The organism is Shinella sp. SUS2, from assembly GCF_001262505.1.
Lineage (GTDB): Bacteria > Pseudomonadota > Alphaproteobacteria > Rhizobiales > Rhizobiaceae > Shinella.
In genome coordinates, this window is record NZ_KQ410734.1 from 129,738 (window position 1) to 152,589 (window position 22,852).

23 protein-coding genes are annotated in these 22,852 nt (G+C 64.0%); 15 read left to right on the top strand and 8 right to left on the bottom strand.

Going from position 1 to position 22,852, the window contains the following annotated elements:
- The first annotated feature begins 18 nt into the window (after positions 1 to 18).
- The 13 genes from AKG11_RS20300 to AKG11_RS20360 all read left to right on the top strand — a co-directional run bounded on the left by AKG11_RS20300 (position 19) and on the right by AKG11_RS20360 (position 13,638).
- Complete coding sequence (locus tag AKG11_RS20300) at positions 19 to 1,266, top strand: ABC transporter substrate-binding protein (protein WP_050745253.1); 1,248 nt, start codon at positions 19 to 21, stop codon at positions 1,264 to 1,266.
- A gap of 67 nt (positions 1,267 to 1,333) precedes the next feature.
- Complete coding sequence (locus tag AKG11_RS20305; RefSeq protein ID WP_050745254.1) at positions 1,334 to 2,227, top strand: carbohydrate ABC transporter permease; 894 nt, start codon at positions 1,334 to 1,336, stop codon at positions 2,225 to 2,227.
- Positions 2,220 to 3,095, top strand: coding sequence for a carbohydrate ABC transporter permease (locus AKG11_RS20310; RefSeq protein WP_023514473.1), 876 nt, complete (start codon positions 2,220 to 2,222; stop codon positions 3,093 to 3,095). The genes AKG11_RS20305 and AKG11_RS20310 overlap by 8 nt, the downstream gene beginning before the upstream one ends.
- A gap of 4 nt (positions 3,096 to 3,099) precedes the next feature.
- Complete coding sequence (locus AKG11_RS20315) at positions 3,100 to 4,200, top strand: ABC transporter ATP-binding protein (protein ID WP_050745255.1); 1,101 nt, start codon at positions 3,100 to 3,102, stop codon at positions 4,198 to 4,200.
- 10 nt (positions 4,201 to 4,210) lie between these two features.
- On the top strand, positions 4,211 to 5,716 hold the full coding sequence (locus tag AKG11_RS20320; protein WP_050745256.1) for a GMC oxidoreductase: 1,506 nt from the start codon (positions 4,211 to 4,213) through the stop codon (positions 5,714 to 5,716).
- Positions 5,713 to 7,359, top strand: a complete 1,647-nt coding sequence (locus AKG11_RS20325) for a GMC family oxidoreductase (RefSeq protein WP_050745257.1) — start codon at positions 5,713 to 5,715, stop codon at positions 7,357 to 7,359. The genes AKG11_RS20320 and AKG11_RS20325 overlap by 4 nt, the downstream gene beginning before the upstream one ends.
- Positions 7,360 to 7,434: 75 nt before the next feature.
- Positions 7,435 to 8,064, top strand: coding sequence for an HAD family hydrolase (locus AKG11_RS20330; protein ID WP_050745312.1), 630 nt, complete (start codon positions 7,435 to 7,437; stop codon positions 8,062 to 8,064).
- A complete protein-coding gene (locus AKG11_RS20335; protein ID WP_050745258.1) occupies positions 8,061 to 8,843 on the top strand; it encodes a DeoR/GlpR family DNA-binding transcription regulator in 783 nt (260 codons plus the stop codon). The genes AKG11_RS20330 and AKG11_RS20335 overlap by 4 nt, the downstream gene beginning before the upstream one ends.
- A 14-nt stretch (positions 8,844 to 8,857) precedes the next feature.
- Entirely contained in the window at positions 8,858 to 9,862 is a 1,005-nt protein-coding gene (locus AKG11_RS20340; protein WP_050745259.1) for a glycoside hydrolase family 3 N-terminal domain-containing protein, read from the top strand.
- A gap of 41 nt (positions 9,863 to 9,903) precedes the next feature.
- On the top strand, positions 9,904 to 11,112 hold the full coding sequence (locus AKG11_RS20345) for an MFS transporter (protein ID WP_050745260.1): 1,209 nt from the start codon (positions 9,904 to 9,906) through the stop codon (positions 11,110 to 11,112).
- Between the two features lie 208 nt (positions 11,113 to 11,320).
- Positions 11,321 to 11,905, top strand: a complete 585-nt coding sequence (locus tag AKG11_RS20350; protein WP_088016547.1) for a DUF4956 domain-containing protein — start codon at positions 11,321 to 11,323, stop codon at positions 11,903 to 11,905.
- Positions 11,883 to 12,704, top strand: coding sequence for a polyphosphate polymerase domain-containing protein (locus AKG11_RS20355; protein WP_050745261.1), 822 nt, complete (start codon positions 11,883 to 11,885; stop codon positions 12,702 to 12,704). Before AKG11_RS20350 ends, AKG11_RS20355 begins: the two co-directional genes overlap by 23 nt.
- A 1-nt stretch (position 12,705) precedes the next feature.
- A complete protein-coding gene (locus tag AKG11_RS20360; protein ID WP_023513653.1) occupies positions 12,706 to 13,638 on the top strand; it encodes an esterase-like activity of phytase family protein in 933 nt (310 codons plus the stop codon).
- 65 nt (positions 13,639 to 13,703) lie between these two features.
- Here AKG11_RS20360 and AKG11_RS20365 read toward each other — a convergent pair whose 3' ends face one another.
- Positions 13,704 to 14,201 (bottom strand): RES family NAD+ phosphorylase, encoded by a 498-nt coding sequence (locus tag AKG11_RS20365; protein WP_050745263.1) that lies wholly within the window; start codon positions 14,199 to 14,201, stop codon positions 13,704 to 13,706.
- A gap of 8 nt (positions 14,202 to 14,209) precedes the next feature.
- A complete protein-coding gene (locus AKG11_RS20370; protein WP_023513655.1) occupies positions 14,210 to 14,560 on the bottom strand; it encodes an MbcA/ParS/Xre antitoxin family protein in 351 nt (116 codons plus the stop codon).
- Positions 14,561 to 14,888: 328 nt separating this feature from the next.
- Here AKG11_RS20370 and AKG11_RS20375 point away from each other — a divergent pair, with 328 nt between their 5' ends.
- Complete coding sequence (locus AKG11_RS20375) at positions 14,889 to 15,902, top strand: zinc-binding alcohol dehydrogenase family protein (RefSeq protein WP_050745314.1); 1,014 nt, start codon at positions 14,889 to 14,891, stop codon at positions 15,900 to 15,902.
- A gap of 56 nt (positions 15,903 to 15,958) precedes the next feature.
- Positions 15,959 to 16,267, top strand: a complete 309-nt coding sequence (locus AKG11_RS20380; protein WP_050745264.1) for a putative quinol monooxygenase — start codon at positions 15,959 to 15,961, stop codon at positions 16,265 to 16,267.
- Positions 16,268 to 16,270: 3 nt separating this feature from the next.
- Here AKG11_RS20380 and AKG11_RS20385 read toward each other — a convergent pair whose 3' ends face one another.
- From AKG11_RS20385 to AKG11_RS20410, 6 genes are all read right to left on the bottom strand, one after another.
- Complete coding sequence (locus AKG11_RS20385; protein ID WP_050745265.1) at positions 16,271 to 17,167, bottom strand: LysR family transcriptional regulator; 897 nt, start codon at positions 17,165 to 17,167, stop codon at positions 16,271 to 16,273.
- A 173-nt stretch (positions 17,168 to 17,340) separates the two neighbouring features.
- On the bottom strand, positions 17,341 to 18,465 hold the full coding sequence (locus AKG11_RS20390; RefSeq protein ID WP_050745266.1) for a substrate-binding domain-containing protein: 1,125 nt from the start codon (positions 18,463 to 18,465) through the stop codon (positions 17,341 to 17,343).
- A 61-nt stretch (positions 18,466 to 18,526) separates the two neighbouring features.
- Entirely contained in the window at positions 18,527 to 19,519 is a 993-nt protein-coding gene (locus AKG11_RS20395; protein ID WP_050745267.1) for an ABC transporter permease, read from the bottom strand.
- Positions 19,516 to 20,496 (bottom strand): ABC transporter permease, encoded by a 981-nt coding sequence (locus AKG11_RS20400; protein WP_050745268.1) that lies wholly within the window; start codon positions 20,494 to 20,496, stop codon positions 19,516 to 19,518. Before AKG11_RS20400 ends, AKG11_RS20395 begins: the two co-directional genes overlap by 4 nt.
- Complete coding sequence (locus AKG11_RS20405; protein ID WP_050745315.1) at positions 20,493 to 22,007, bottom strand: sugar ABC transporter ATP-binding protein; 1,515 nt, start codon at positions 22,005 to 22,007, stop codon at positions 20,493 to 20,495. Before AKG11_RS20405 ends, AKG11_RS20400 begins: the two co-directional genes overlap by 4 nt.
- Positions 22,004 to 22,852: a sugar phosphate isomerase/epimerase family protein gene (locus AKG11_RS20410; protein WP_050745269.1), complete on the bottom strand. Its 849-nt coding sequence runs from the start codon at positions 22,850 to 22,852 to the stop codon at positions 22,004 to 22,006. The genes AKG11_RS20405 and AKG11_RS20410 overlap by 4 nt, the downstream gene beginning before the upstream one ends.

The window sequence follows — 22,852 nt, forward strand, 5'->3', positions numbered from 1 at the left end:
ACCAGAGAGGATGAAACCATGTCCAAATTCATCGCCACAGCGCTTGCGGCGACCATGCTGATGCCCATAGCCGCCCGGGCGGAAGGCCAGATCGAAGTTCTGCACCATTGGGTTTCGCAGAGCGAAGTCGATGCGCTCAATGTCATCCGCAAGGAACTTGAGGCCAAGGGCTTCCAGTGGAAGGATTCGGCGGTCGGCGGCATGAGCGGCGCGAACGCGCAGCAGGCGCTTCGCGCGCGTCTTACTGCGGGCGATCCGCCGGGCGCCATGCAGTTCCTCGGCTGGGAAGGCGTGCAATGGGCCGAACAGGGTGTCGTGCGCGATCTGAACGATCTCGCCAAGACCGGCGGCTGGCGTGAGGCGCTCGCCCCGCAGCTTCTGCCCTTCGTGACCTCGGGAGAGGCCTTCATCGCCGCGCCGATCAACATGCACCGCCAGAACTGGGTCTGGGCCAACAAGAAGATCTTCGACGACGCCGGCGTTTCGGTGCCGAAGAGCTGGGCCGAACTGATCGAGACCGGCAAGAAGCTGAAGGAAAAGGGTATCGTTCCCGTCGCGATGGGCGACGAGCCCTGGCAGATCGGCATCATCTTCGATGCGCTGCTGTCCGACATCAACGGGCCGGACTTCTACCAGAAGACCGCGATCGACCTCGATCCGGAAGCGCTCGGCAGTGCTGAAATGGTCAAGGTGTTCGACGCGCTGTGCGACGTGCGCGGCCTCGTCGACGACAATTTCGTCGGCCGCGACTGGGCCGTGGCGACAGGCATGGTCATCGACGGCAAGGCCGCCATGCAGTTCATGGGCGACTGGGCGAAGGGCGAATTCCTCGCCAAGGGCCTGAAGCCCAACCAGGACTTCTACTGCTTTGCGACGCCGGGTCAGGTGACGTCCTTCCAGTACCTTATCGACAGCTTCGGCATGTTCACCGTGAAGGACGAGAACGTGCAGAACGCGCAGGTCGCGCTCGCCGAGACCATCATGGACTCGAAGGTCCAGAAGGGCTTCAACCTCATCAAGGGCTCCATCCCGGCGCGCAACGACGTCTCGGTCGACGACTTCGACGACTGCGCCAAGCTCGGCTACCAGGAACGCGCGGCAGCGATCGAGAAGGGCAGCATGCAGGGCGCGATGACGCACGGTTTTGCCGCCAAACCCGAATTCGCTTCGGTCTTCAGCGACGTCGCCGCTCAGTTCTTCGTCGGCAAGATGAGCTCCGAAGATGCGGTGAAGATGCTGGTCTCCGGCATCGACAACGCCCGGTAATCCAATCGCCACAAGGAGGAGCCGCACCCGTCGGCTCCTCCGCAAGACCCGCTATCGGAGCTGACCCATGAGCGCCTCTACGCGCATGTCCTCGCGATTGGCAGGCTGGCTACCGCGCCTCGTCGTCGCTCCCAGCCTGCTCGTCGTCATCGTCACGGTCTACCTGTTCATTCTCTGGACCGGCGTAATTTCCGTGACCTCGTCGAAATTCGTGCCGACCTACGATTTCGTCGGTCTCGAACAATATGTGCGCCTCTGGGCGACGCCGCGCTGGCACACTGCCGTCGCCAACCTTTTCATCTTTTCCGCCCTGTTCCTGGCGCTCTCGACGGGCCTCGGGCTGCTGATGGCGATCTTCCTCGACCAGAACATCCGGGCCGAAGGGGTGCTCCGCGCGATCTATCTCTATCCGATGGCGCTCTCCTTCATCGTGACGGGGACCGCCTGGAAATGGATCATGAATCCGGGCCTCGGCATCCAGAAGGTCGTCAACGATCTCGGCTGGACCGACTTCCGCTTCGACTGGATCACCAACCCTGACATGGCGATCTACACCGTCGTTGTCGCCGGCGTCTGGCAATCCTCGGGGTTCGCCATGGCGATCTTCCTCGCCGGCCTGCGCGGCATCGACAATTCCGTCATCAAGGCGGCGCAGATCGAAGGGGCCTCGCTGCCGCTGATCTACCGCCAGATCATCATCCCCATGCTGCGCCCGGCCATGCTGAGCGTCATCGTGCTCCTCAGCTACATCGCCATCAAGAGCTTCGACCTGGTGCTTGCGTTGACGAACGGCGGGCCCGGCACGGCGACCGAATTGCCGTCGACCTTCATGTTCTCGGCCACCTTCCGCCGCAACCAGATGGGCGTCGGTGCGGCGAGTGCCGTGATGATGCTGATGACCGTCGCCGCGATCATCGTCCCCTATCTCTATTCGGAACTGCGGGGTGAGAACAATGGCTGAAGCCCTTTCCCAATCCGGCAAGGCGCGGCTCGGCCGCCTCGTCGTCTACGGCTGCCTTATCGTCGTCGCGCTCGTCTACCTCATGCCCCTCTGGGTCATGGTCGTGACGTCCCTGAAGCCGCTCGACGAGATCTACAGCGGCTCGTTCATCGGCATGCCGAAGGCCATCACGCTCGACGCCTGGCGCGCGGCGTGGTCCGAGGCCTGCATCGGCACCGAATGCACGGGCCTAAAACCCTATTTCGTCAACTCGCTGCTGATGGTGATCCCGGCGGTGGCGCTCTCGACCGGTATCGGTGCGATCAATGGCTACATCCTCACGAAATGGAAGTTTCCCGGCGCGAACTTCGTCTTCGGCCTCCTGCTGTTTGGCTGCTTCCTACCCTACCAGGCGATCCTCATCCCCATGGCCCGCACGCTCGGCCTGCTGGGTCTCGCCGGCTCCATTCCCGGCCTTGTCGCCGTGCATGCCTCCTATGGCATCTGCTTCACGACGCTGTTCTTCCGCAATTACTTCGTGTCGCTGCCAGATGAATTGACCAAGGCGGCGATGGTCGACGGGGCGGGTTTCTTCCGCATCTTCTGGAGCGTCATCCTGCCGACCTCGATCCCGATCATCGTCGTCTCGTGCATCTGGCAGTTCACGCAGATCTGGAACGATTTCCTGTTCGGCGTCTCGTTCACGTCGGGCTCCAGCAGTCCCGTCACGGTCGCACTCAACAACATCGTCAACGTGACCACCGGCCGCAAGCAGTACAATGTCGACATGGCCGCCGCCATGATCGCCGCCATCCCAACCCTGGTCGTCTACATCGTCGCGGGCCGCTATTTCGTCCGCGGGCTGACGGCCGGCGCCGTGAAAGGCTGAAGCCATGTCCACTCTCGAAATCGATCGCGTCCGCAAGGCCTATGGCCATCTCGAAGTTCTGAAGGAGGTGTCGATCTCCATCGGAACCGGCGACTTCCTCGTGCTGCTCGGCCCCTCCGGCTGCGGCAAGTCCACGCTGCTCAACATGATCGCCGGGTTGGAAACGATTACCGGCGGCGAGATCCGCATCGCCGGAAAGACCGTCAACGATCTCTCGCCGAAGGACCGCGACATCGCCATGGTGTTCCAGTCCTACGCGCTCTATCCAACGATGACCGTGCGGCAGAACATCGAGTTCGGCATGAAGATCCGCCGGGTCGCCGAAACGGATCGCGACAAGGCCGTGAAGACGGCGTCGGATCTTCTCCAGATCACCCATCTCCTCGACCGAAAACCCTCGCAGCTCTCCGGCGGCCAGCGCCAGCGCGTCGCCATGGGACGGGCCATCGTGCGGGAACCGAAGCTTTTCCTGTTCGACGAACCGCTGTCGAATCTCGACGCGAAGCTGCGCGTCGACATGCGCACCGAGATCAAGCGCCTTCACGCCCGGCTCGGCACGACCATCGTCTATGTCACGCATGACCAGATCGAGGCGATGACGCTTGCGACGCGCGTTGCCGTCATGAAGGACGGCGTGGTGCAGCAGCTCGACGAGCCGCAGGCGGTCTATGACCGGCCGGCGAACGTCTATGTCGCGCGCTTCGTCGGTTCGCCGGCAATGAACATCGTGCCTGCCACGCTTGAGGTCGACGGCGGTAGCGCGACGGCGGTGATCGACGTCGCGCGGCGCCCGGCGGCGCGTGTCGGCGGCGTTGCCCTCTCCGCGCAGGCGCTTCGCCGCTACGCGGGCAAGAAGGTGCTGGCGGGCATTCGCCCGGAGAACTTCTCCATCGCCGCAAATAGCGTCGCGCCGTCGTTGACGGTCGATTTCGACGTCGTCGAGCCGACGGGACCGGACACGCTCGCCGTCTTCCAGCTCGGCGGCGTCGAGGTCACCGCCCGCCTTCCGCCGCGGCAGGCCCATGCGGGCCGCGAGGCGGCGCTCGCCGTCGACACGTCGAAGATCGTGCTCTTCGACGCGGAAACCGAAACGCGCATCGACTGAAAGACCTTTCATGACCGAGACGGCAGACATCGTCATCATCGGCTCCGGCATCGGCGGAGCCTCCCTGGCGCACAGCCTTGCGCCATCGGGCCTCAGCATCGTCATCCTCGAACGGGGGGCGCATCTGAAGGACACGCCCGAGGCGCGCGACGACGTCGCCATCTTCCAGAAAGGCTTTTATCGCTCTTCCGAGGAATGGCTGGGCACGGATGGCGAGAGTTTCCTGCCCGGCAACTACTATTATGTCGGCGGCAATTCGAAATTCTTCGGCGCGGTCATGTATCGCTATCGCCGCGAGGATTTTTCGCCGCGCCGCCATATGGACGGCGCGTCACCCGGCTGGCCGCTCTCCTATGACGCGCTCTCTCCCTGGTATGACGCCGCCGAGCAGGTTTTTCGTGTGCGCGGTTCCACCATCGGCGATCCGACGGAACCGCCGCACGAAAAGCCTTATGGATCCCCGCCGGTTCCCGACGAGCCGGCGATGGCCACCGTTCGCCGCCGGCTGGAGAAGGCGGGTGTGCATCCGGCGTCCTTGCCGCTGTCGATCGATATCGACGCCTGGCTGAAGCGGGCGAAGACGGGCTGGGATGCCTTCCCGAACACCGGAACGGGCAAGATCGATGCGGAGGTCGGCCCGCTCGCCAGTGCGCTCGCCCATCCCAATGTCAGTCTCGTCACCGGGGCCAGCGTCACGCGTCTCGAGACGGATGACGCAGGGCGCAGGGTCGTTGCCGCCGTCTATCAGAAAGATGGCGTCGAATACCGGATTCCGGCCGATCGCTTCGCCGTGGCGGCGGGCGCGGTTCAGTCCGCGGCGCTGCTTCTTCGCTCGGCCAGCAAGGCGCATCCGGCCGGTCTCGGCAACAGCTCGGACCAGCTCGGCCGCAATTTCATGAACCACAACACGACGGCGATGCTGACCTTCGATCCCTTCGCCGCCAATAGCTGCGTCTACCAGAAGACCATCGCCTTCAACGATTTCTACAACGCGGACAACGAGACGGGTTTCCCGCTGGGCAACGTGCAGCTCCTCGGCCACATCACCGGAAATATCCTGAAGGCCAATCTGCCGTTTCCGGCGCCCGGCTGGTTCGCGGGGCTCATGGCGCGCTACGCCTATGGCTGGTTCCTGACGAGCGAAGACCTTCCCAATCCGGAAAGCCGGGTGATGGTGCGCGACAACCGCATCGTCATGCACTGGATACGGTCGAACATGCGGGCGCATGAGGCGCTGATCGGGAAAACCCGCGCCGTCATGCGCAAGGCGGGTTTCCCGATCGTCCTCACGCACACCTTCGGTCGCAAGACGACCTCGCACCAATGCGGCACCGCGCGCCTCGGCGGCGACCCGAAAACATCGGTCGTCGACCTCAACTGCCGCAGCCATGACGTCGAAAACCTCTACATCACGGACGCCTCCGTGCTGCCGACATCGGCGGCCGTCAACCCGGCGCTCACCATCGCCGCGCTCGCCATCAAGGCCGGCGCCGCCATTTCGGGAGGGAAGGCATGAGCATTCGCGATAGCGGTTCGGCGCGTTACGGCATTTCCCCACGGCATCCGGCGGAGGTCGACACGTTCGACTATATCGTTGTCGGTGGCGGCTCGACCGGCTGCGTCGTCGCCGCGCGCCTTTCGGAGGACCCCGCCATCCGCGTTCTCCTCATCGAGGAGGGGCCGCGCGATCTCAACCCGTATATCCACATCCCCGGCGCCTACTACAAGACCGCGCAGGGCGACCTCCTGAAGCGTATTCCCTGGGAGCCGATGGCGGAACAGGAGCGCACGGAAACGCCGACCATGGTGCAGGCCCGGGTGCTCGGAGGCGGCAGTTCGGTCAACGCGATGATCTACATCCGCGGCGTGCCCGGCGACTATGACCATTGGGCAGACCTTGGCGCGGAGGGCTGGGGATACGCCGATGTCCTGCCGTTCTTCAAGCGCGCGGAGGACAACAACCGTTTCTGCAACGAGGCGCACGGCGTCGGCGGACCCCTCGGCGTGTCTGACATCGACTACATTCATCCGCTGACCCGCGCCTGGCTGCAAGCCTGCCAGCAGGCGGGGTTGCCCTATAACCCGGATTTCAATTCCGGCGATCCCACAGGTTGTGGGCTCTACCAGATCACCGCGCGGGACGGTCGGCGCAGCTCGGCCGCCGTTGCCTATCTCAACCCGGCCCGCAAGCGCGCCAATCTGCGCATCGAGACGGGGACCATGGTCACCCGCATCCTCATCGAGAAGGGCAGGGCGGTCGGCGTGGAATGCATCAGGGGCAAGCGCAAGGTCGTCTATCGTGCGGATCAGGAAGTGGTTGTTTCTGCCGGGGCGATCGCGACGCCGAAGCTGCTGATGCTGTCAGGTATCGGCCCGGCGAATGAGATCGGGCGGCACGGCGTCGAGGTCCATGCCGACCTGCCGGGCGTCGGCCAGAACCTGCAGGACCATATCGAGATTTCGCTGGTCTATCAGCTGAATGGCCCGCACAGCTATGACAAGTACAAGAAGCTGCACTGGAAGGCCCTTGCCGGACTGAACTATGCGCTCTTCCGCAACGGTCCAGCCGCGTCCAACCTCATCGAGGGCGGGGCGTTCTGGTGGGGAGACAGGAACGAGGCGACGCCGGATATCCAGTATTTCATGGTGGTCGGTGCCGGTATCGAGGAGGGCGTCGATGCGGTACCCGGCGGCAATGGCTGCACGGTCAATCTGGGGCAGATCCGGCCGCGGTCGCGCGGGGAGGTCACGCTTCTGAGCGCGGATCCGGCGGCAAATCCGCGCGTGGCGCCGCGCTATTTCTCCGATCCCTATGATCTTGAGGCCATTACCGACGGTACGATGGCGGCCCTCGACATCATGGCGCAGCCGGCCATTTCGAAATTCGTAACAGCGCGGCATACGCCGGTGCCGTCCCTGAAAACCCGCGAGGAGATCCGCGCCTTCTGTGTGAAGGACGCGCATGCCGCCCTGCACCCTGCCGGAACATGCCGAATGGGCGTGGACGACCGGGCCGTGGTCGACTCGAAGCTGCGCGTGCACGGTATCGAGCGGCTGCGCGTTGCCGATGCCTCGGTCATGCCGACGCTGATTTCCGGCAATCCGAATTCCGTCTGCATCATGATTGGCGAACGCGCGGTCGATTTTCTGCGTCAATAGGCAGTGCTTCTTGTTGCATAAATGTGCGTGTTCATGCATTATTGGAATCAATAAATGCACAAAAAGGCAAACAAAATGAATCCTAGTGTTGTGGTCTTCGATATCGGCGGCGTGTTGATCGACTGGAATCCAGCTTATCTTTATCGCCAGCTCCTGCCGGACGATGCGGCGGTTTCCACCTTCCTGACGGATGTCTGCACTCCGGCATGGAACGAGGCGTTCGATGCGGGTCGGCCGTTTGCCGAGGGCGTAGCCGAGCTCGTGCAGCGTCACCCCGAGCAGGCAGACCTGATCGAGGCCTACTGGCTGCGCTGGCACGAGATGCTGGGTGGCGAGGTGCCGGGCACCGCCGGCATTCTGGGGCGGCTGAAAGCGGATGGCGTTCCCGTGCACGCGATTTCGAACTGGTCGGCGGAGACCTTTCCGCGGGCGCAGGCGATCTTTCCCTTCCTGGGGCTTTTCGACGTGCTCATCGTTTCCGGGCGGGAAAAGTTGATAAAGCCGCATGCGCCCATCTTCGAGCGCTATCTGGAGCGGGCGGGTGTTCGCGCCGAGCAATGCATCTTCATTGACGACAACCCGGCGAACATTGCCGCGGCGGCGGCACTCGGCTTTCATACCGAACATTTCAGCACGGCCGAGGCGCTGGAAGCCCGCCTGGCGGCGCTCGGCCTGCTCGCGCCCAGCGTGGAAACAGCGGGATGACCGCGGACAGGAAGGAACTGGCGGCACTGTCTCCGGAGGAACGGCAAGCCGTCATTCTCGAAAAGGTCAATGCGGCAGGCCGGGTCCTTGCAGCCGGGCTTGCACAGGAGTTCGGCGTGTCGGAAGATTCGATCCGCCGCGACCTGCGCGACCTTTCGGACGCAGGGCTCGTGCAGCGCTTCCATGGCGGTGCGGCGCGGCTGGTGACGCCGGCGCTCGATTTCCATCGGCGTGAAACGATGCATGCGGAGGAAAAGCAGTCGATCGGCCGTGCCGCGGCTGCGACGATCCCCGAGGGTGCGACTCTGCTGGTGGATTCGAGCACGACCGTCGTCCGTTTCGTGCGTTCGCTCTCCCCTGCGCTCTCCCTGCGCATCATCACGACGGCGGTCGACGTCGCCGCCGCTGCGCTCGATCACCCGCTTGCCGAGGTGGTCATGCTCGGCGGTCGCCTGAGCCGGCTGACGCGCAGCGCCACCGGCGCCGGTGCGATCGATGCGATCCGGGCGATGCGGGTCGATTACTGTATTCTCGGTACCTGCGGCGTCGATCACGGCCTGACGCTCCGCGCTGACGATTTCGAGGACGCCCATCTGAAATCTGCGATGATCCGGGCCGCGAACAAGACCCTGCTTCTCGCGACGGCGGACAAGCTCGGCCAGGCAGCGACCTACGAAGTGGCGCCGATCTCGGCCGTATCGGCGCTTTTCACCAGCAGCAGAGACACCGCCATCCTCAAGGCCATCGGCGAGGCCGGCGTTGATGTCGAGACAGTCTGACAACGGAGACCATGATGCGCTTTTCACCGGATGAGGACGCCCGGGCGATCCTTCTGCCCGCCTTCGATACGCTCGACGTCATGGATGTCATGCTGCCCTTCCTGGAAAAGGGCGGCTGTTCCGTTCTCCTCGGCGAGACCCGGGCGGAATATGTCGCACGGCGCATGTCGGCAGAGCGGCTGGCGAGCGAAACGCCGGAGGCCTTCCGCGCTGCCGTTGGGCGGCTGAGGGCCGTAACCTCCCACTTGATTGTCGCCGTCGACCAAGAACTGGGCGGCATCCAGCGGCTCCAGGGGCTGGTGCCGCCGCTTCCCTCGCTTGACGAGGCGCACGCGCTTGGCGATGTGGCACTCGTCGAACGCTGCAGGGCAACGGCCGCCGCTGCCCGCGCGCTCGGGGTCTCGCTGTTCCTGGCGCCGATCGCCGATGTCATCGACGGGCAGAATGCCTGGTTGCAGGGCCGCACGATGGGCAGCTATCCGCAGGCCGTGGCCCGGCTGGTGTCGGCTTTCGTGACGGGTGTCCAGAGCGCCGGAATTGGCGCAGTAACGAAACATTTCCCCGGCTTCAACGACCTGGAAGGTGACCCGGCCCTCGTAGATGTTCTACTCCAGACATCGCGCGACCGCCTTCTTCACAACGCCCTGCCGTTCACGGCCGCTATCGATGCCGGAACACGGGCGATCATGACGGGGCCTGCGCCCGTTGCCGCGCTCGATAGACACAACGCTGCCAGCACCTCGCCGGCGGTCATGGCGATGCTGCGGAACGATTTCGGCTTCAATGGGCTGATCGTCAGCGACGATCTCGATGCCCCGGCCACAATGCGCGACCGCTCCCTGCTCGAAACCGCGGTTGCCTCCGTCAGCGCCGGCGCGGATCTGCTGCTCGTGGGGGGCGGGCCTCATCTTGATGCGTTGTGTGATGGTATCGCCCATGCCGCCCGTACCGGGCGGCTGGCACCGGAGCGCCTGGCGGAGGCCGCAGTCCGCGTGCGGCAGAACGCGGCCGGCGGTTGAGCACTTCGACGCAGCGGTGACGTACAGGTGGTTTTGTTGAAATGCTGGACGATCCAATTGCAGTGAAACCGTCGTCTGGGGCGAGCCGGCTGCATTGCAGCCTGTTCTTCCTTTCGGCCGGGATCGGCATCGGCGCATGGGCATCCAGCCTTCCGCTGCTTGCAGCCGGTGTGGGGCTCGACAAGGGGCAGCTCGGGCTGGTCCTTCTGTGCTTCGCCTTCGGCGCCATCGTGCTGATGATCAACATCGGCCGCTATATCGACCGGGTGATCGGCAGCCGGGTGCTGAGCCTGTGCGGCAGCCTGTTGTTCGGTGCTTCCTTTCTCGTCATACCGTTGATCGACAGCCCGGTCGTTCTCGGCGCCGTCGTTTTTTTCGCCGGGGCGGCGTTCGGTACGCTCGACGTGGCGATGAACACGGAAGCGTCCCAGGCGGAGCGGGAAACCGGGCGGCACATGATGTCGTCATTCCATGCCCTGTTCAGCATCGGCAATCTTGCGGGCGCATTTCTGGTCGGGCAGTTGATCAGCCATGGCGGCAACCTGCAGATCTGCCTCGGGGCCTCCGGCGTGCTCGTCATGCTCCTCGCCCTGTCCGCCCGGATGGTGGCGGCGAAACCCGGCCATGAAGCCCGAGGCCTCCGTTCCGAAACTTTCCCGGCCGGGGCTGCCGTGCTCGACGCTCGACAGCGAACCCTCATCCTGCTGCTCGGCAGCATCGCTTTCCTGGCGCTCCTGGCGGAAGGTGGCATGATGGATTGGACCGCGATCTACATGATCGACATCCTTGGCGCATCGGACAGCCACGGGGCCTATGCCTTCGCCCTCTTCGCCGCGGCCATGGCGGGTGGGCGGCTCGTCGGGGACGCGGTGAGCCGGCGCGTGGGCCATGTGGCCGTGATCAGGGCCGGCGGCCTTCTTTGCGCCCTGTCGGTCGCCGTTCTGCTGCTTGCGGACAACCTGGTTCTCTGCCTTGCCGCCCTTGCCCTCTGCGGTCTCGGGGTCGCGAACATGGTGCCCGCCGTGTTCGCCCGTGCGGGGAGTGTGGGGGGCGACGCGGCCGGCAAGGCGATCTCCATCGTTACCACCATGGGTTATAGCGGCCTGCTGCTCGGTCCGGCCCTGCTCGGCTTCCTCGCTCAGGCGACGAGCCTTGTCGCCAGCTTCGGCCTGATCATGCTGGCCTTCCTCGTCATCGCGGCGGTCTCGATCCGGCTGGGTATCCGTCTGAAGCAGCATGTGACACATTGACGGAAGGCCGTTCCTTTTTACCCGGCTCAGAATTTTTCATCGATGCTGGAATAGAGTTCGACCGCCTCCGTTCTTCCTGAGGTCACCGCCATCGCGGCGGAAAATTCAGGAGGTGGAACATGTTGATCCCTATTCAACCGGCATGCCCTTGGGGCTTGCCGTCAGGACCGTTTGCGCCCGCTCGCGGCGTCAGCCAGGGGAGGTCGAGATGACTCCCCAGATGTTGCAGACCTTCTTCGTGATGGAATTCATGCGTTTCGGCATCGATCTTGCCGGCATGTCCATCCTGATGTTCGGCATGTACTACCGGCGCTACCGCGACAAGGAACTCGTCACGGCGGCGGCGCTCTTCAACATCTTCGTCTTCGCGGTCCTCACCGTGCTTTCCGTCGTCGATTTCGGCGTTGCGGCCGGCTTCGGGTTGTTTGCGATCCTGGCGCTTTTCACGCTGCGCTCCGAACCGCTCAGCAAGACCGAGATGACCTATTTCTTCGGTAGCGTCGCCATCGCGGTCATTTCGTCCGTGCAGGGAACGACGATCCCCTTTGCGGCCGTCACCGTGCTGTTCGTGCTGGTCGGCGCCTATGTCATCGACCATCCGAAGATGCTCCAGTCGGTCAGCGGCACGAAGATCTCGCTCGACAAGATCCACCCCGCGCTTCTGGCGGACCCGGCGGCCATGCGGGCGGAGATCTCCCGGCGGCTTGGCGTCGACGTGCTGTCCTATCAGGTCCTTCAACTCGACTACATAACCGAAATGGCGAAGCTCAATGTCTATTATCGTAAACACTGACACCTGGCTGGAGCACGGCTTCCAGCCGATCAGCCTGGCTGCGCTGAATGGCAAGGCGGCGATGCTTGAGCGGCTGGACAACAAATATGTCGTCGACGCCACCGTGCTGAAACACGCCGCCGGCACCCTGGCGGACGCCTTCGATATGCTGGAAATCGACGGTCTGCGGGCCTTTACCTATGAGACCTGCTATTTCGACGATGCCGGTCGGCGCAGCTATTTCGACCATCACCAGGGCCGGCGCCAGCGTGCCAAGGTGCGGCTGCGCCGCTACGCCGAGGCCGGCCTCTGCTTCCTCGAGGTGAAGCTGAAGGACAAGCGCGGCATCACCGTCAAGAAGCGGCTCAACCGGGATCCGGAAACCTTCGGCATGCTCGACGACACCGCGCTCGCCTATATCGACGACGTGTACCGGGCCCAGTACGGCCAGCCCTTTCCCCACACGCTGACCCGTGTGATCGACATGCGCTACCGGCGCATGACGCTGGTCGCCAAGCAGGGCGGGGAGCGCATGACCATCGATTGCGGCCTGCAGTTCTACACGCCGGATGCACGGCATGCGGTCGATGAGAGCCTGTTCATCCTCGAGACGAAATCGGCCAATGGCAACGGCGTTGCCGATGGCATTCTCAGGGCGCTGCACCAGCACCCGACCAAACGATGCTCGAAATACTGCGTCGGCACGGCGCTGCTCAATCCCGGTACGCGGCACAACAAGTTCCTGCCGGCATTGCGCAAGCTTGGCCGCCTTCCCGGGTCCGATGTCCTGCACCGGCTAAACAATGATAGGAGTGAGTGAGATGATCCAGAAAATCCTGAATGCGCTGCTTCTTTGCGGCTCCGTCCTCATGCCGGCGTCCATCGCCTTCGCGCAACCGGCATCGTTTGCCCTGACCGTGCTCGACGGCCGGGGGGTGGCCGCTACGGGTCCGGATGGTCGTACGATCAGCGAATTGTCCGGGCTTGCCTGGGATGCTGACGACAAATTGCTTTATGCGGTTTCGGACGATGGTGTGTTGCATCACTTCCGATTGCAGATCGAAGGTGACAAGATCACAGGCATGGAACCGGTGTTCTCCGTGCGGCTCGCCACCGGGACGACGCCTGCCCTCGTCAATGCCGAGGGGCTGGCCGTCATCAATGGCGACAACGGCACGCCCTCCGATGGCGAGCTCCTCATCGCCTTCGAGGACGGCCCCGCCATCCATCGCTTCAAGCCGGACGGTACGGCAATCGCCGCCGTGCCGCTGCCGGAAGCGCTGTCGGATGCCGCACAGTACAATGAACCGAACAGCCGGCTGGAAGCGGTGGCTGTCCTGCAGGACGGCGGCATCGTGACCGCCCCGGAGGAGGCGATGCAGGGCCAACCGGGTGACAGCCATACGATCTATGGTCTTGACGGTGGGCGTTGGACGTTCGCGACCTTCCAGCCGAAGCGCAGCAACCTGAAGGCCATCGAGACCATGCCGGGCGGCGAGCTTCTGGTGCTCGAACGCACCCGCGAGACCAAGGGCGGGCCGAGTGTCGGGCGCCTGCGTGTCGTCGATCCCAAGGGTTGTGCCGATGAGGCCTGCACGGCAATCGATCTTAGCGCGGGGTCAAGCACGCTGCTCAACGACAATTTCGAAGGTCTGGCCCGCCTCTCGGACACGCTCTACCTGGCCGTAACCGATAAGACGAAGAAGGAGACGCCCGCGACGCAGGTCGTTCTCTTCTCGCTTACACGGCCGTAGTCCGTTCCGATACGATGTGCGTCCCGTCGGCAGGCAACGTCGTTGCCTGCCGATCGCCTTGCGGGTTATCGCGACAGGCGGTTCTCGTCATCGATCAGGGCGAGGCGGCTGGGCAGGACATCGCCCCACGTCCACAGGACGAGATTGAGGTCGTCATCCACGGCGGCCGGCGCAAAACTCTTCACGAGCAGCCCGTGATAGCCCGCGGCTGAAAGCCGACGGGCGAAGTCCTGTGTCCGGGAGGTTCCGAAAGTGCGCATCTGGTCGCGCCAGGTCGGATCGGCGAGGGTCTTTGCGTCCATGCCCTCCGCACGCATGGCTTCCGGATCGCGGCAGTCGAAAATCCGGGCGATATCGGCATCATAGGAAACGAGGGTGGTCGGCTGCAGATTGCCGACCTGGTTCGCCTCCCGCAGTGCGGTGAGGATCGACAGCGATGTGTAGAGCGCGGGCGTGCCCTTTGGATTGAACCGGCCGCCATAGAGCTCGGCGCCACGCCCGGACAACGGCTCGCGGGCATAGACCGGGTTCAGTGCCCGGTATAGTTTTCCCTGGTAGTGCATCTGCGGGACTATGCGTGGATGCCGGCATCGACGGCGTCGATGTAGTCGAGCACGTCGTCCGCGCGCCCGCTTCGAACCAGCTGCATGGCCGTCTGGCCGGAAAAGCCGGGAAGCGGCTCGGAGCGATACCAGGCATAGGCCATCAGCGCCGAGCCGAAACGAGGCTCGACCTTGTTGACGATCTCGATCATCTCGCGCAGGCGCCGCTGCGTCTTGTCGGAGCGGACACGGTCCTTGCGCTGGACGGCATCCTTTCCAAGCCCGGCCGTGCGCGCGATCTCTTCGCTCGTCGTGCGCAGGGCATCGGCGATCTTGCGCGGCACGAAGAGCCCGCCGTCAGCATATTGGGCAAGGCCCATGGCGATTTCCTTTCGAAGTTGCCGTTTATAATGACGCAATATAGCGTCATATATTGCGGCTTTCAATGTCGGAAACCGAAAAGGCGAGGCGACCACGCTCACCGCAGGATGGACCTGCCTGCGAGGACCATTCGATCAAATGCCGTTCTGGATGAATGCAGCAGGGCAGACTGCGGAAAATCCGAATTATCAATTTTACAACCGGGCAATTATCGGCCAAGGGTGCGCGACATATCTTCTCCCTGTTCATACCGGCGGCAAGACGATCTCGCCGGGTCATCTGTCCGGCAAGCCCTGCTTTCCGCCCCGCATGTTCAGGAGTTTCAAGATGCGAGCCATCGGCTACGAAAATCCGCAATCCATCGACGCCCCAACGGCCCTTGTCGACATTGACCTGCCGCGCCCGGTGCCTGCGGGACGCGACATCCTCGTCGAGGTGAAGGCAGTGTCCGTCAATCCGGTCGACACCAAGATTCGCGCTTCGGCGAAGGCCGACCCCGGTCAGTGGAAAGTGCTGGGCTGGGATGCGGCCGGTATCGTCACCGCCGTCGGTCCACAGGCAAGCCTGTTCAAAGCCGGTGACGCGGTCTTCTATGCCGGGGCCATCAACCGTTCCGGCACCAATGCCGAATATCATCTGGTCGACGAACGTATCGTCGGCAGGAAGCCGGCCTCGCTCGACTTTCCGGCCGCTGCCGCTCTGCCTCTCACGGCGATCACCGCCTGGGAAATGCTGTTCGACAGGCTGGACGTGACCCGGCCCGTTGCCGGTGGGGCAAACGCCATCCTCATCATCGGCGGTGCCGGCGGTGTCGGTTCCATTGCCATCCAGATCGCCCGGGCATTGACGGATCTTACGGTCATCGCCACCGCCTCTCGGCCGGAAACGCAGGATTGGGTAAAGGCGCTCGGCGCCCACCATGTCATCGATCATCGCAAGCCGCTTGCTGCGCAGGTGGAAAGCCTCGGTATCGGCCAGCCGGCCTTCGTCTTCTCCACGACCAACACCGATGATCATATCGCTGACATTGTGGAGCTGATTGCGCCGCAAGGCCGCTTCGGTTTGATCGACGACCCGAAGGTGCTGAACGCCCTGCCGCTGAAGCGCAAGTCGATCTCGCTGCACTGGGAGCTGATGTTCACCCGCTCGCTGTTTTCCACCGCCGATATCGAAAAGCAACACGCGCTGCTGAACCGGGTCGGCGACCTGGTGGATGCCGGCAAGATCAAGACGACCCTCAACGAGAACTTCGGCACCATCAACGCGGAAAACCTCAAGCGTGCCCATGCGCTCATCGAATCCGGCAAGGCCAAGGGCAAGATTGTGCTTGCCGGTTTCTGAGACGACAAGCGCGGGTCACCGATGGCGATCCGCGCCTCGAAGGGAAAGAGGATCCGATGACGACACAACCCGAAAAACTGATTTCCATCGCCGTCCTGAAGGTGAAAGCCGGTAAACGCGAGGCGCTGCGACAGGGACTGCTCACTCTTATCGAGCCGACCCGTGCCGAGCCCGGCAATCTCGATTATGTGCTCTTCGAGCTGCGCGACGAACCGGGCACCTTCTACATGCGCGAGGCCTTCGTTAGTCAGGCCGCGCTCACTGCGCATCTCGAAACAGCCTACTTCCAGGCTTTCGCTCAGACGATCGATGATCTCCTGGAGGAACCCTTGCGCCTGATCTTCCTCGACCAGGTCTCCTCCTGAGACTCAGGCGCCGCGGCCCTTGGAAAGGGTCGCGGCGATGCGGTCGATGAGCATGCGCACGCGCCGCGGTTGTACGGCGCTTGGCGGATAGACGATCTGCAATGCCGTGCCGCCAGCGGAAAAATCTTCAAGCAGTTCCACCAGGGCGCCGGTGGCTAGGTCGTCGGCAACGTCCCGGATCGATTTCAGGGCGATGCCCCTTCCCTCCCGGCACCATTGCCGTACCAGTCCGCCATCGTTCACGACACGCTGCCCGTGTACGGTGACCTTGCGCATCACGCCGTCGATGAGGAATGGCCAATCCCGGTCGATATTCTGTCCGAAACGCATGACGATGCAGTCGTGCGCAGCAAGCTCGTCCGGATGGACGGGCGTGCCATGGGCGGCCAGGTAGGCCGGCGCCGCACAGACGACACGGCGGTTCTCTCCGAGCGACTTCGCCCTGAGGCTGCTGTCAGCCAGCATGCCGTGCCGGATGGCGAAATCCATGCCCTGCCCGACGATATCGACATTGCCGTCCGTCAGGTTGAGATCGACGGTGACGGCGGGGTGTTCGGCCAGGAAGGCGTCGATGACCGGCACGAGCAGATGACGGCCGAGATCTTCCGGCGCACTGAGCCGGATCGGCCCGGAGATGACATTTGCGCCGCGTCGCACGCGGCTTTCCAACTCTTCCGCCTCCGCAAGCAGTCGCCGCGCGCCTTCGACAAGGGCCCTGCCCTCCTCCGTCAGGCTGATCGCCCGTGTCGTGCGGGTCAGAAGCGCCGCGCCATAGTAGGCCTCCAGCGATGCCAGGCGCTCCGAGACGGTGGCAGGTGACAGGCCGACCTCGCGGCCCGCGACCGCAAGGCCGCCCTTCTCGACGATGCGCAGAAAGAGGGAAAGGTTTTCTAACAGCATTGCTCGCTTTTCCCGAATGATGGTGCCGGGAGCGAAGCAATTATCAGGCCTGTCCGCAAGGGATGCCCTGCTGTTTCCGCCTCACAAAGACGCGCCGGGTACGATACCCGACGCGTTTCCGCCGTGGTGTTCGGCGGGCGGGTCCGCATGCGTTCGCGGCCCCGCCCCTTCTCTTACTGGCCGCCCCAGGCAGCCGGATAGTCGGGCAGTTTCTCGCAGCCGCACATGGCATGATGCAGCGGCGGCATCTTGTCGTTGACATACTGGTCGAGGGTCTCGGCCGTGATTGCCGGCTGCGGCATCACCCATTCCGGGCCAGGCACCGCCTCGCCCTTGAGGATCTTCACTGCAGCGATAATCGGCGTGCGCCACTGATAGGTGGGATAGGTCGGGGCGATCGCCTTGAAGCCTTCCTGCTTCCACTTCACCAGAAAGTCCTGCTGGTCCTCGCCGGTGATGAGCGGCAGTGGCAGGCCGGAATCCTCGAAGGCCTCCAGCGCCGCGACGGCCGTCGCACCGGCATCCATCCAGATAGCATCGATCGCTCCACGCTGCAGGTAGTCCTCGACGATCGACTTGGTCTTGGCATTGTCGCCTTCGGTGAATTCCTCGCCGATGACCGTCAGCCCTTTCTCCTTGAAGACGCGTTTTGCCGCCGAGGCACGGGTCTCGAGCACGTCGACACCGGGCACGATGCGCAGCATCAGCACGTTGGCGCCGGCCGCGGCATTGGCCGCCAAGAATTCGCCAGCCTGGATTCCGAAGCCATAGCCGCCGACCGGATGGATGAAGGTCACCGGGCAGCGGGTGTTGACGCCGCGGTCGAAGACGATGACCGGCAGCGTGGCACAGGCCTTCTCGACGGCCGGGGTCAGGGCCGCGGTGGTGTTCGGCGAAACGATCAGCACCGAGCACTTGCCGCCGTTGATCAGGTCGTCGATGTCGGAGATCTGCTTGTCGTCGGAGCCCTCGGCGTCGACATGGATGAGCTCCTTGATCTCGGGATGCAGCTTCACCTCGGCCTGCATGTTGGTCCAGCCCGTCACGCGCCAGGCATTGTTCACGCCGGCATTGGAGAAGCAGATCGTGTAGGGGCCCTCCTTCTTGTACTGCGCAGTGTCGGCCATCTGGTCACCGTAATATTGCGCCCACGGCTCTCCCTCGGGGCCATTGGCCTTGGCCGTCAGCAGGGCGCGCTGTTTGTCGAACTCGGCGGGGTCGTCGAAGTTCAACTGTTGGGCCTGTGCCGTGGTGGCGATGAGGGTCGCCGAAAGGGCGGCTGTCAGCAGTCTTTTCATGTCTCACTCCCATTTGATCATGATGTTCAGGTTCCTCCCGGCGGCCTTGCGGCCGGCGAAATCAGGTCCCGCCGGCGCGGTTGCGCCGGTAGGTGGCAAGCACGACGGCGACGATCAGGATCACGCCCTGCACCACATCGCGCATTGGCTTCGGCAAGCCGATGAAATTGAGCAGCGTGAAGATGGCCGTCAGTGTCAGCGCGCCGGCAATCGAGGCCGGCACCGAGCCGCGCCCGCCAAGAAGCTGCGCCCCGCCGATGACGCAGGCGGTGATCGCCTGCAATTCGTAGCCGACGCCGACATCGGTCGAGACACCGGCGAAACCGCCCAGCAGGATGCCGGCCGTCACCGCGCTCAGCGACGAGACGACGAAGGCGATGATCCGGACCCGTTCCAATGGAACACCCGACATCTGCGCTGCCCGCGGGTTGTCGCCGATCGCGTGCAGCATGCGGCCGAGGCTGGTGCGGTGCATGAGCCAGAACAGGCAGAGCCCGAAGGCCAGCAACACAAGCAGAGCGATGGGCAGGAACTGGATGAGCGGAATGCCCTGGATGTTGGTGCGCCCGAAGAAGCGGAACGTTTCCGGCAGATAGCCGCGCGGTGAGCCGCTCGACCACATGAAGGCCGCCCCGTTCAGCGTGATCATCATGCCGAGCGTCGCGATCAGCGAGGGCACCCGCAGAAAGCTGACGACGAGGCCGTTCACCACGCCGACGGCAAGTCCGATGGCGTACATGACCGGGATGACCCACCAGGTCGCATCGGCATTGTTGTTGAGCAGCATGGACGAACCGACCACGGTCAGCGTGATCAGCGAACCGACGGAGAGGTCGAAGCCGCCGGAAACAATGACGTAGATCTGCCCTGCGGCGAGGATGGCGAGCGGGGCCGCGCGCTTCAGGAAGTTCATGTAGCCTGTAGGCTCGACGAAATTCGGGTTCGACAGCGTGATGGCGACGATGAGCGCCGCGAGCACGAAGAAGACGGGATTGATCTTCGGCAGGCGCGCGCCGCCACCTGTCCTTGCCGTGCCGGCGGTATCCTGGATCATGCCACTATCCTCTTGGAGCGCACGGCGTAGAAGGCGACGGCCGCAACGATGATGATGCCGCGCATGACCTGCTTGGCGAAGGCGTCGACCCCGGCGAGATTGAAGATGGAGTCGATCAGCGAGAAGACGATGACGCCGGCAACGGTGCCCCAGATCCCGCCCTTGCCGCCGGAGAGGATTGTTCCGCCGATGACGACGACCGCAATCGACTCGAGGTCGTAGGCGCCCTCCGTGCCGATCCAGGGCGAACCAGACTTGAGGCGGCTGGCGAGATAGAGGCCGGCCAGGGAAGCGCAGAGACTGCAGATGATGTGGCTGGCAATCACCACCCGGGTCGTCTTGATTCCGGCGGCGCGTGCCGTATCCCGGTTGCCGCCGACCGAATAGATGTTGGAACCGAAGCGGGTGAACCGCAGCATCGCCCAAGCCGCAACGACGAGAAGCGCCAGCACGAGCAGGCCGACCGGCAGGCCGAGCACCGTGCCATAGGCGAAAATCTGGAATGCATTCGGTACGGAGCCGCCGAAGCGCCCATGGAAGGAGGCAAGGCAGCCCTGGATGATGAGCGCCATGCCAAGCGTGGCGATCAGCGGGTTGACCTCCAGCCGGGTGATCAGCAGCCCGTTCAGCGTGCCGACCAGCACGCCCATTGCGAGAACGGCGAGGACGGCCGGCAGCATCATGGCCGGATCGCCGTTCATGATGGCCGAGGCGACGACGGCCGAGGCGGAGATCAGGTGCGCCACTGACAGATCGATCGAGCCGACGAGGATGGCGAAGGTCTGGCCAACGGCGGTGATGCCCAGTGCGATGGATCGATTGAGGATCGCAATGCCGGCCTCGGGCGTCAGGAAACGCGTCAGGCCGAGGCCGAGCGCGATCGCGACATAGACGAGAAGCGCCACGGCCAGCAGCAGCGCCGGAGCGTATCGTTCCATGCGCCAGGCCCGGCGCTTTGAGGGGATTGCCGCGCTCATGCCGCCACCGCTTCTTCGCCTGTCGCGGCAAGCATGACATCGGCTTCCGTTACGCCGCGGGCAAAGCCGGCAACGAGTTCGCCGGCGCGCATGACGAGAATGCGGTCGGCAGCGCCCAACACTTCCGGCAGGTCGGACGAGACCATCATGATCGCCGCCCCCTTGCGGGCGAGGTTTCGCATGAGATGGTAGATGCCGGCCTTTGCGTTGACGTCGATGCCGCGTGTCGGCTCGATGAAGATCAACAGTCGGGGCGCGAGTGCCAGCCAGCGTGCCACGATGGCCTTCTGCTGGTTGCCGCCGGAGAGCGCCTTGATGTCCTGGGAAAGACTGCCGGCACGCACGTCGAGATCGCGCATTAGTGTTTCCATCGCCCCGGTGGAGACGAACGGCGTCGCATCGGCACTGCCGGCGAGGCCGGAAAGCGCGCGTGCCGTCAACATGCCGTTGTCGATGACCGACTGCATCAGGAGGAGCGCTTCGGCCTTGCGGTCGCCGGGCAGAAGGCCGATGCCGGCGCGGATCGCATCGCGCGGATTTGTGAAGCGGGACGGCTTTCCGGCAAACACGACTTCGCCCTCGGCAAAGGGGGCAAGGCCGAAGATCGCCTGGGCGAGTGCCACCCGCCCTGCCCCTTGCAGACCGGCAAAGCCGACGATCTCGCCGGCGCGTAGCGCGAAGGAGATGTTCTTCAGCTGATCATTCCCGGCATTGCGTACGGAGAGCACGATGTCGCCGATTTCCTCCGGCCTTGCCGGCTCCGCATAGAAGTCGCCGATATCGCGGCCGACCATGGTGCGTACGATCGTGTCGGGTTCCGGTACATGGTCGAAGCTCGCCGCCGTCTCGCCGTCCTTCAGAACGGTCACGCGATCGGCAAGCCGGGTGATCTCGCGCATGCGATGGGTGATGTAGATGATTGCGACGCCGCGGTGCTTCAGCGTATCGACGAGATCGAACAGCACCTCGCATTCGGCCTCGTTGAGCGCTGCGGTCGGCTCGTCCATCACGATGACCCGCGCTTCGAGCGATACAGCCTTGGCGATCTCGACGAGTTGCTGGCTCGCAACATCGAGATCGGCCACGATCGTGTCGGGCTCGATGCGGTGTGCCGAGCCGAACAGCGCCAGCACGCGCCGCGCCTCCTCGTTCATCGCCCTGATGTCGATGAAGCCGCGACGGGTCGGCTCCCGGCCGAGGAAGATGTTCTGCGCGACGGTGCGTTCCGGAAGCAGGGAGAATTCCTGATAGATGACGGCGATGCCCGCGCGGATGGCTTCCAGCGGATGGAGGAAATGCCGTTCCTCGCCCGCCACGACGACCGCGCCGTCATCCGGCCGGTAGAGGCCGGAGAGGATCTTCATCAATGTCGACTTGCCGGCACCGTTTTCGCCGGCAAGGGCATGGACCTCGCCGGAACGGGCGAGGAAACTGACGCCCTTCAGCGCCTTCACGCCGGGAAAGCTCTTGGTGATGCCGCGCATCTCGATGGCAGGGACGTTCTGGTTCATGCTGCTGCCCATGTCTTGCGGATGAACGTTGCGCTTTCGCTGAAAAGCGTCTCGAAGTCGGGAAACAGCGGCCGCCAGACGCGGGTCGCCGTCGCGATGGCTGGCAGACCCGCGCCGAATGCCTCCAGGGTCAGCCAGCCGTCATACCCGATCTCCTTCAACACCCTGAACATAGCGGGAAAGTCTATGTGCCCGCGCCCGGGGATGCCACGGTCGTTCTCCGATACATGGAAGACGCCGATGTCGCGACCGATCAGACGGATCGCCGCCTCCGGCCGGCTTTCCTCCACATTGGCGTGAAAGGTGTCGTACATGATCCTGAAGGCGGGATGCCCGACCCGATCGACGTAGGCGTGCGCCTGCTCCATCGTGTTGAGATAGTAGGTTTCGAAGCGGTTCAGCGGCTCGAGGCTGAGATGCATGCCGTGGGCTGCTGCCCGCTCGGCCAGCGCGCGGTGTGCGTCCGCCCCGTATTTCAACTCGTCCTCGCTGGGGCCGCTCCCGGTGAAGACGCCGATCGGCGCGTGGAACGGGCCGCCCATGCTTTCGGCGCCGAGCGCGATGGCGCAATCCAGCGCCCAGTCGAGATGGGTGAGGCCGCGCGCCCGTATTTCGGCATCGGGGCTGACGGGGTTGGCCTCCGGCGTCGGCACGATCGACGTGGTCGACCGGCCAAGGCCCAGGGCATCCAGTTCCCGGCCGAGACGTTCGTAATGTGCGACGTTGCCCTTCAGGACGGGGATTTCGACGCCGTCATAGCCGAGATCCTGCAAGCGTCTGATGCTTGCTAGGTGCCTGTCCTCGACGAAATCGGTCAGGCAAAGGAGATTGATGCCAAGTTTCAT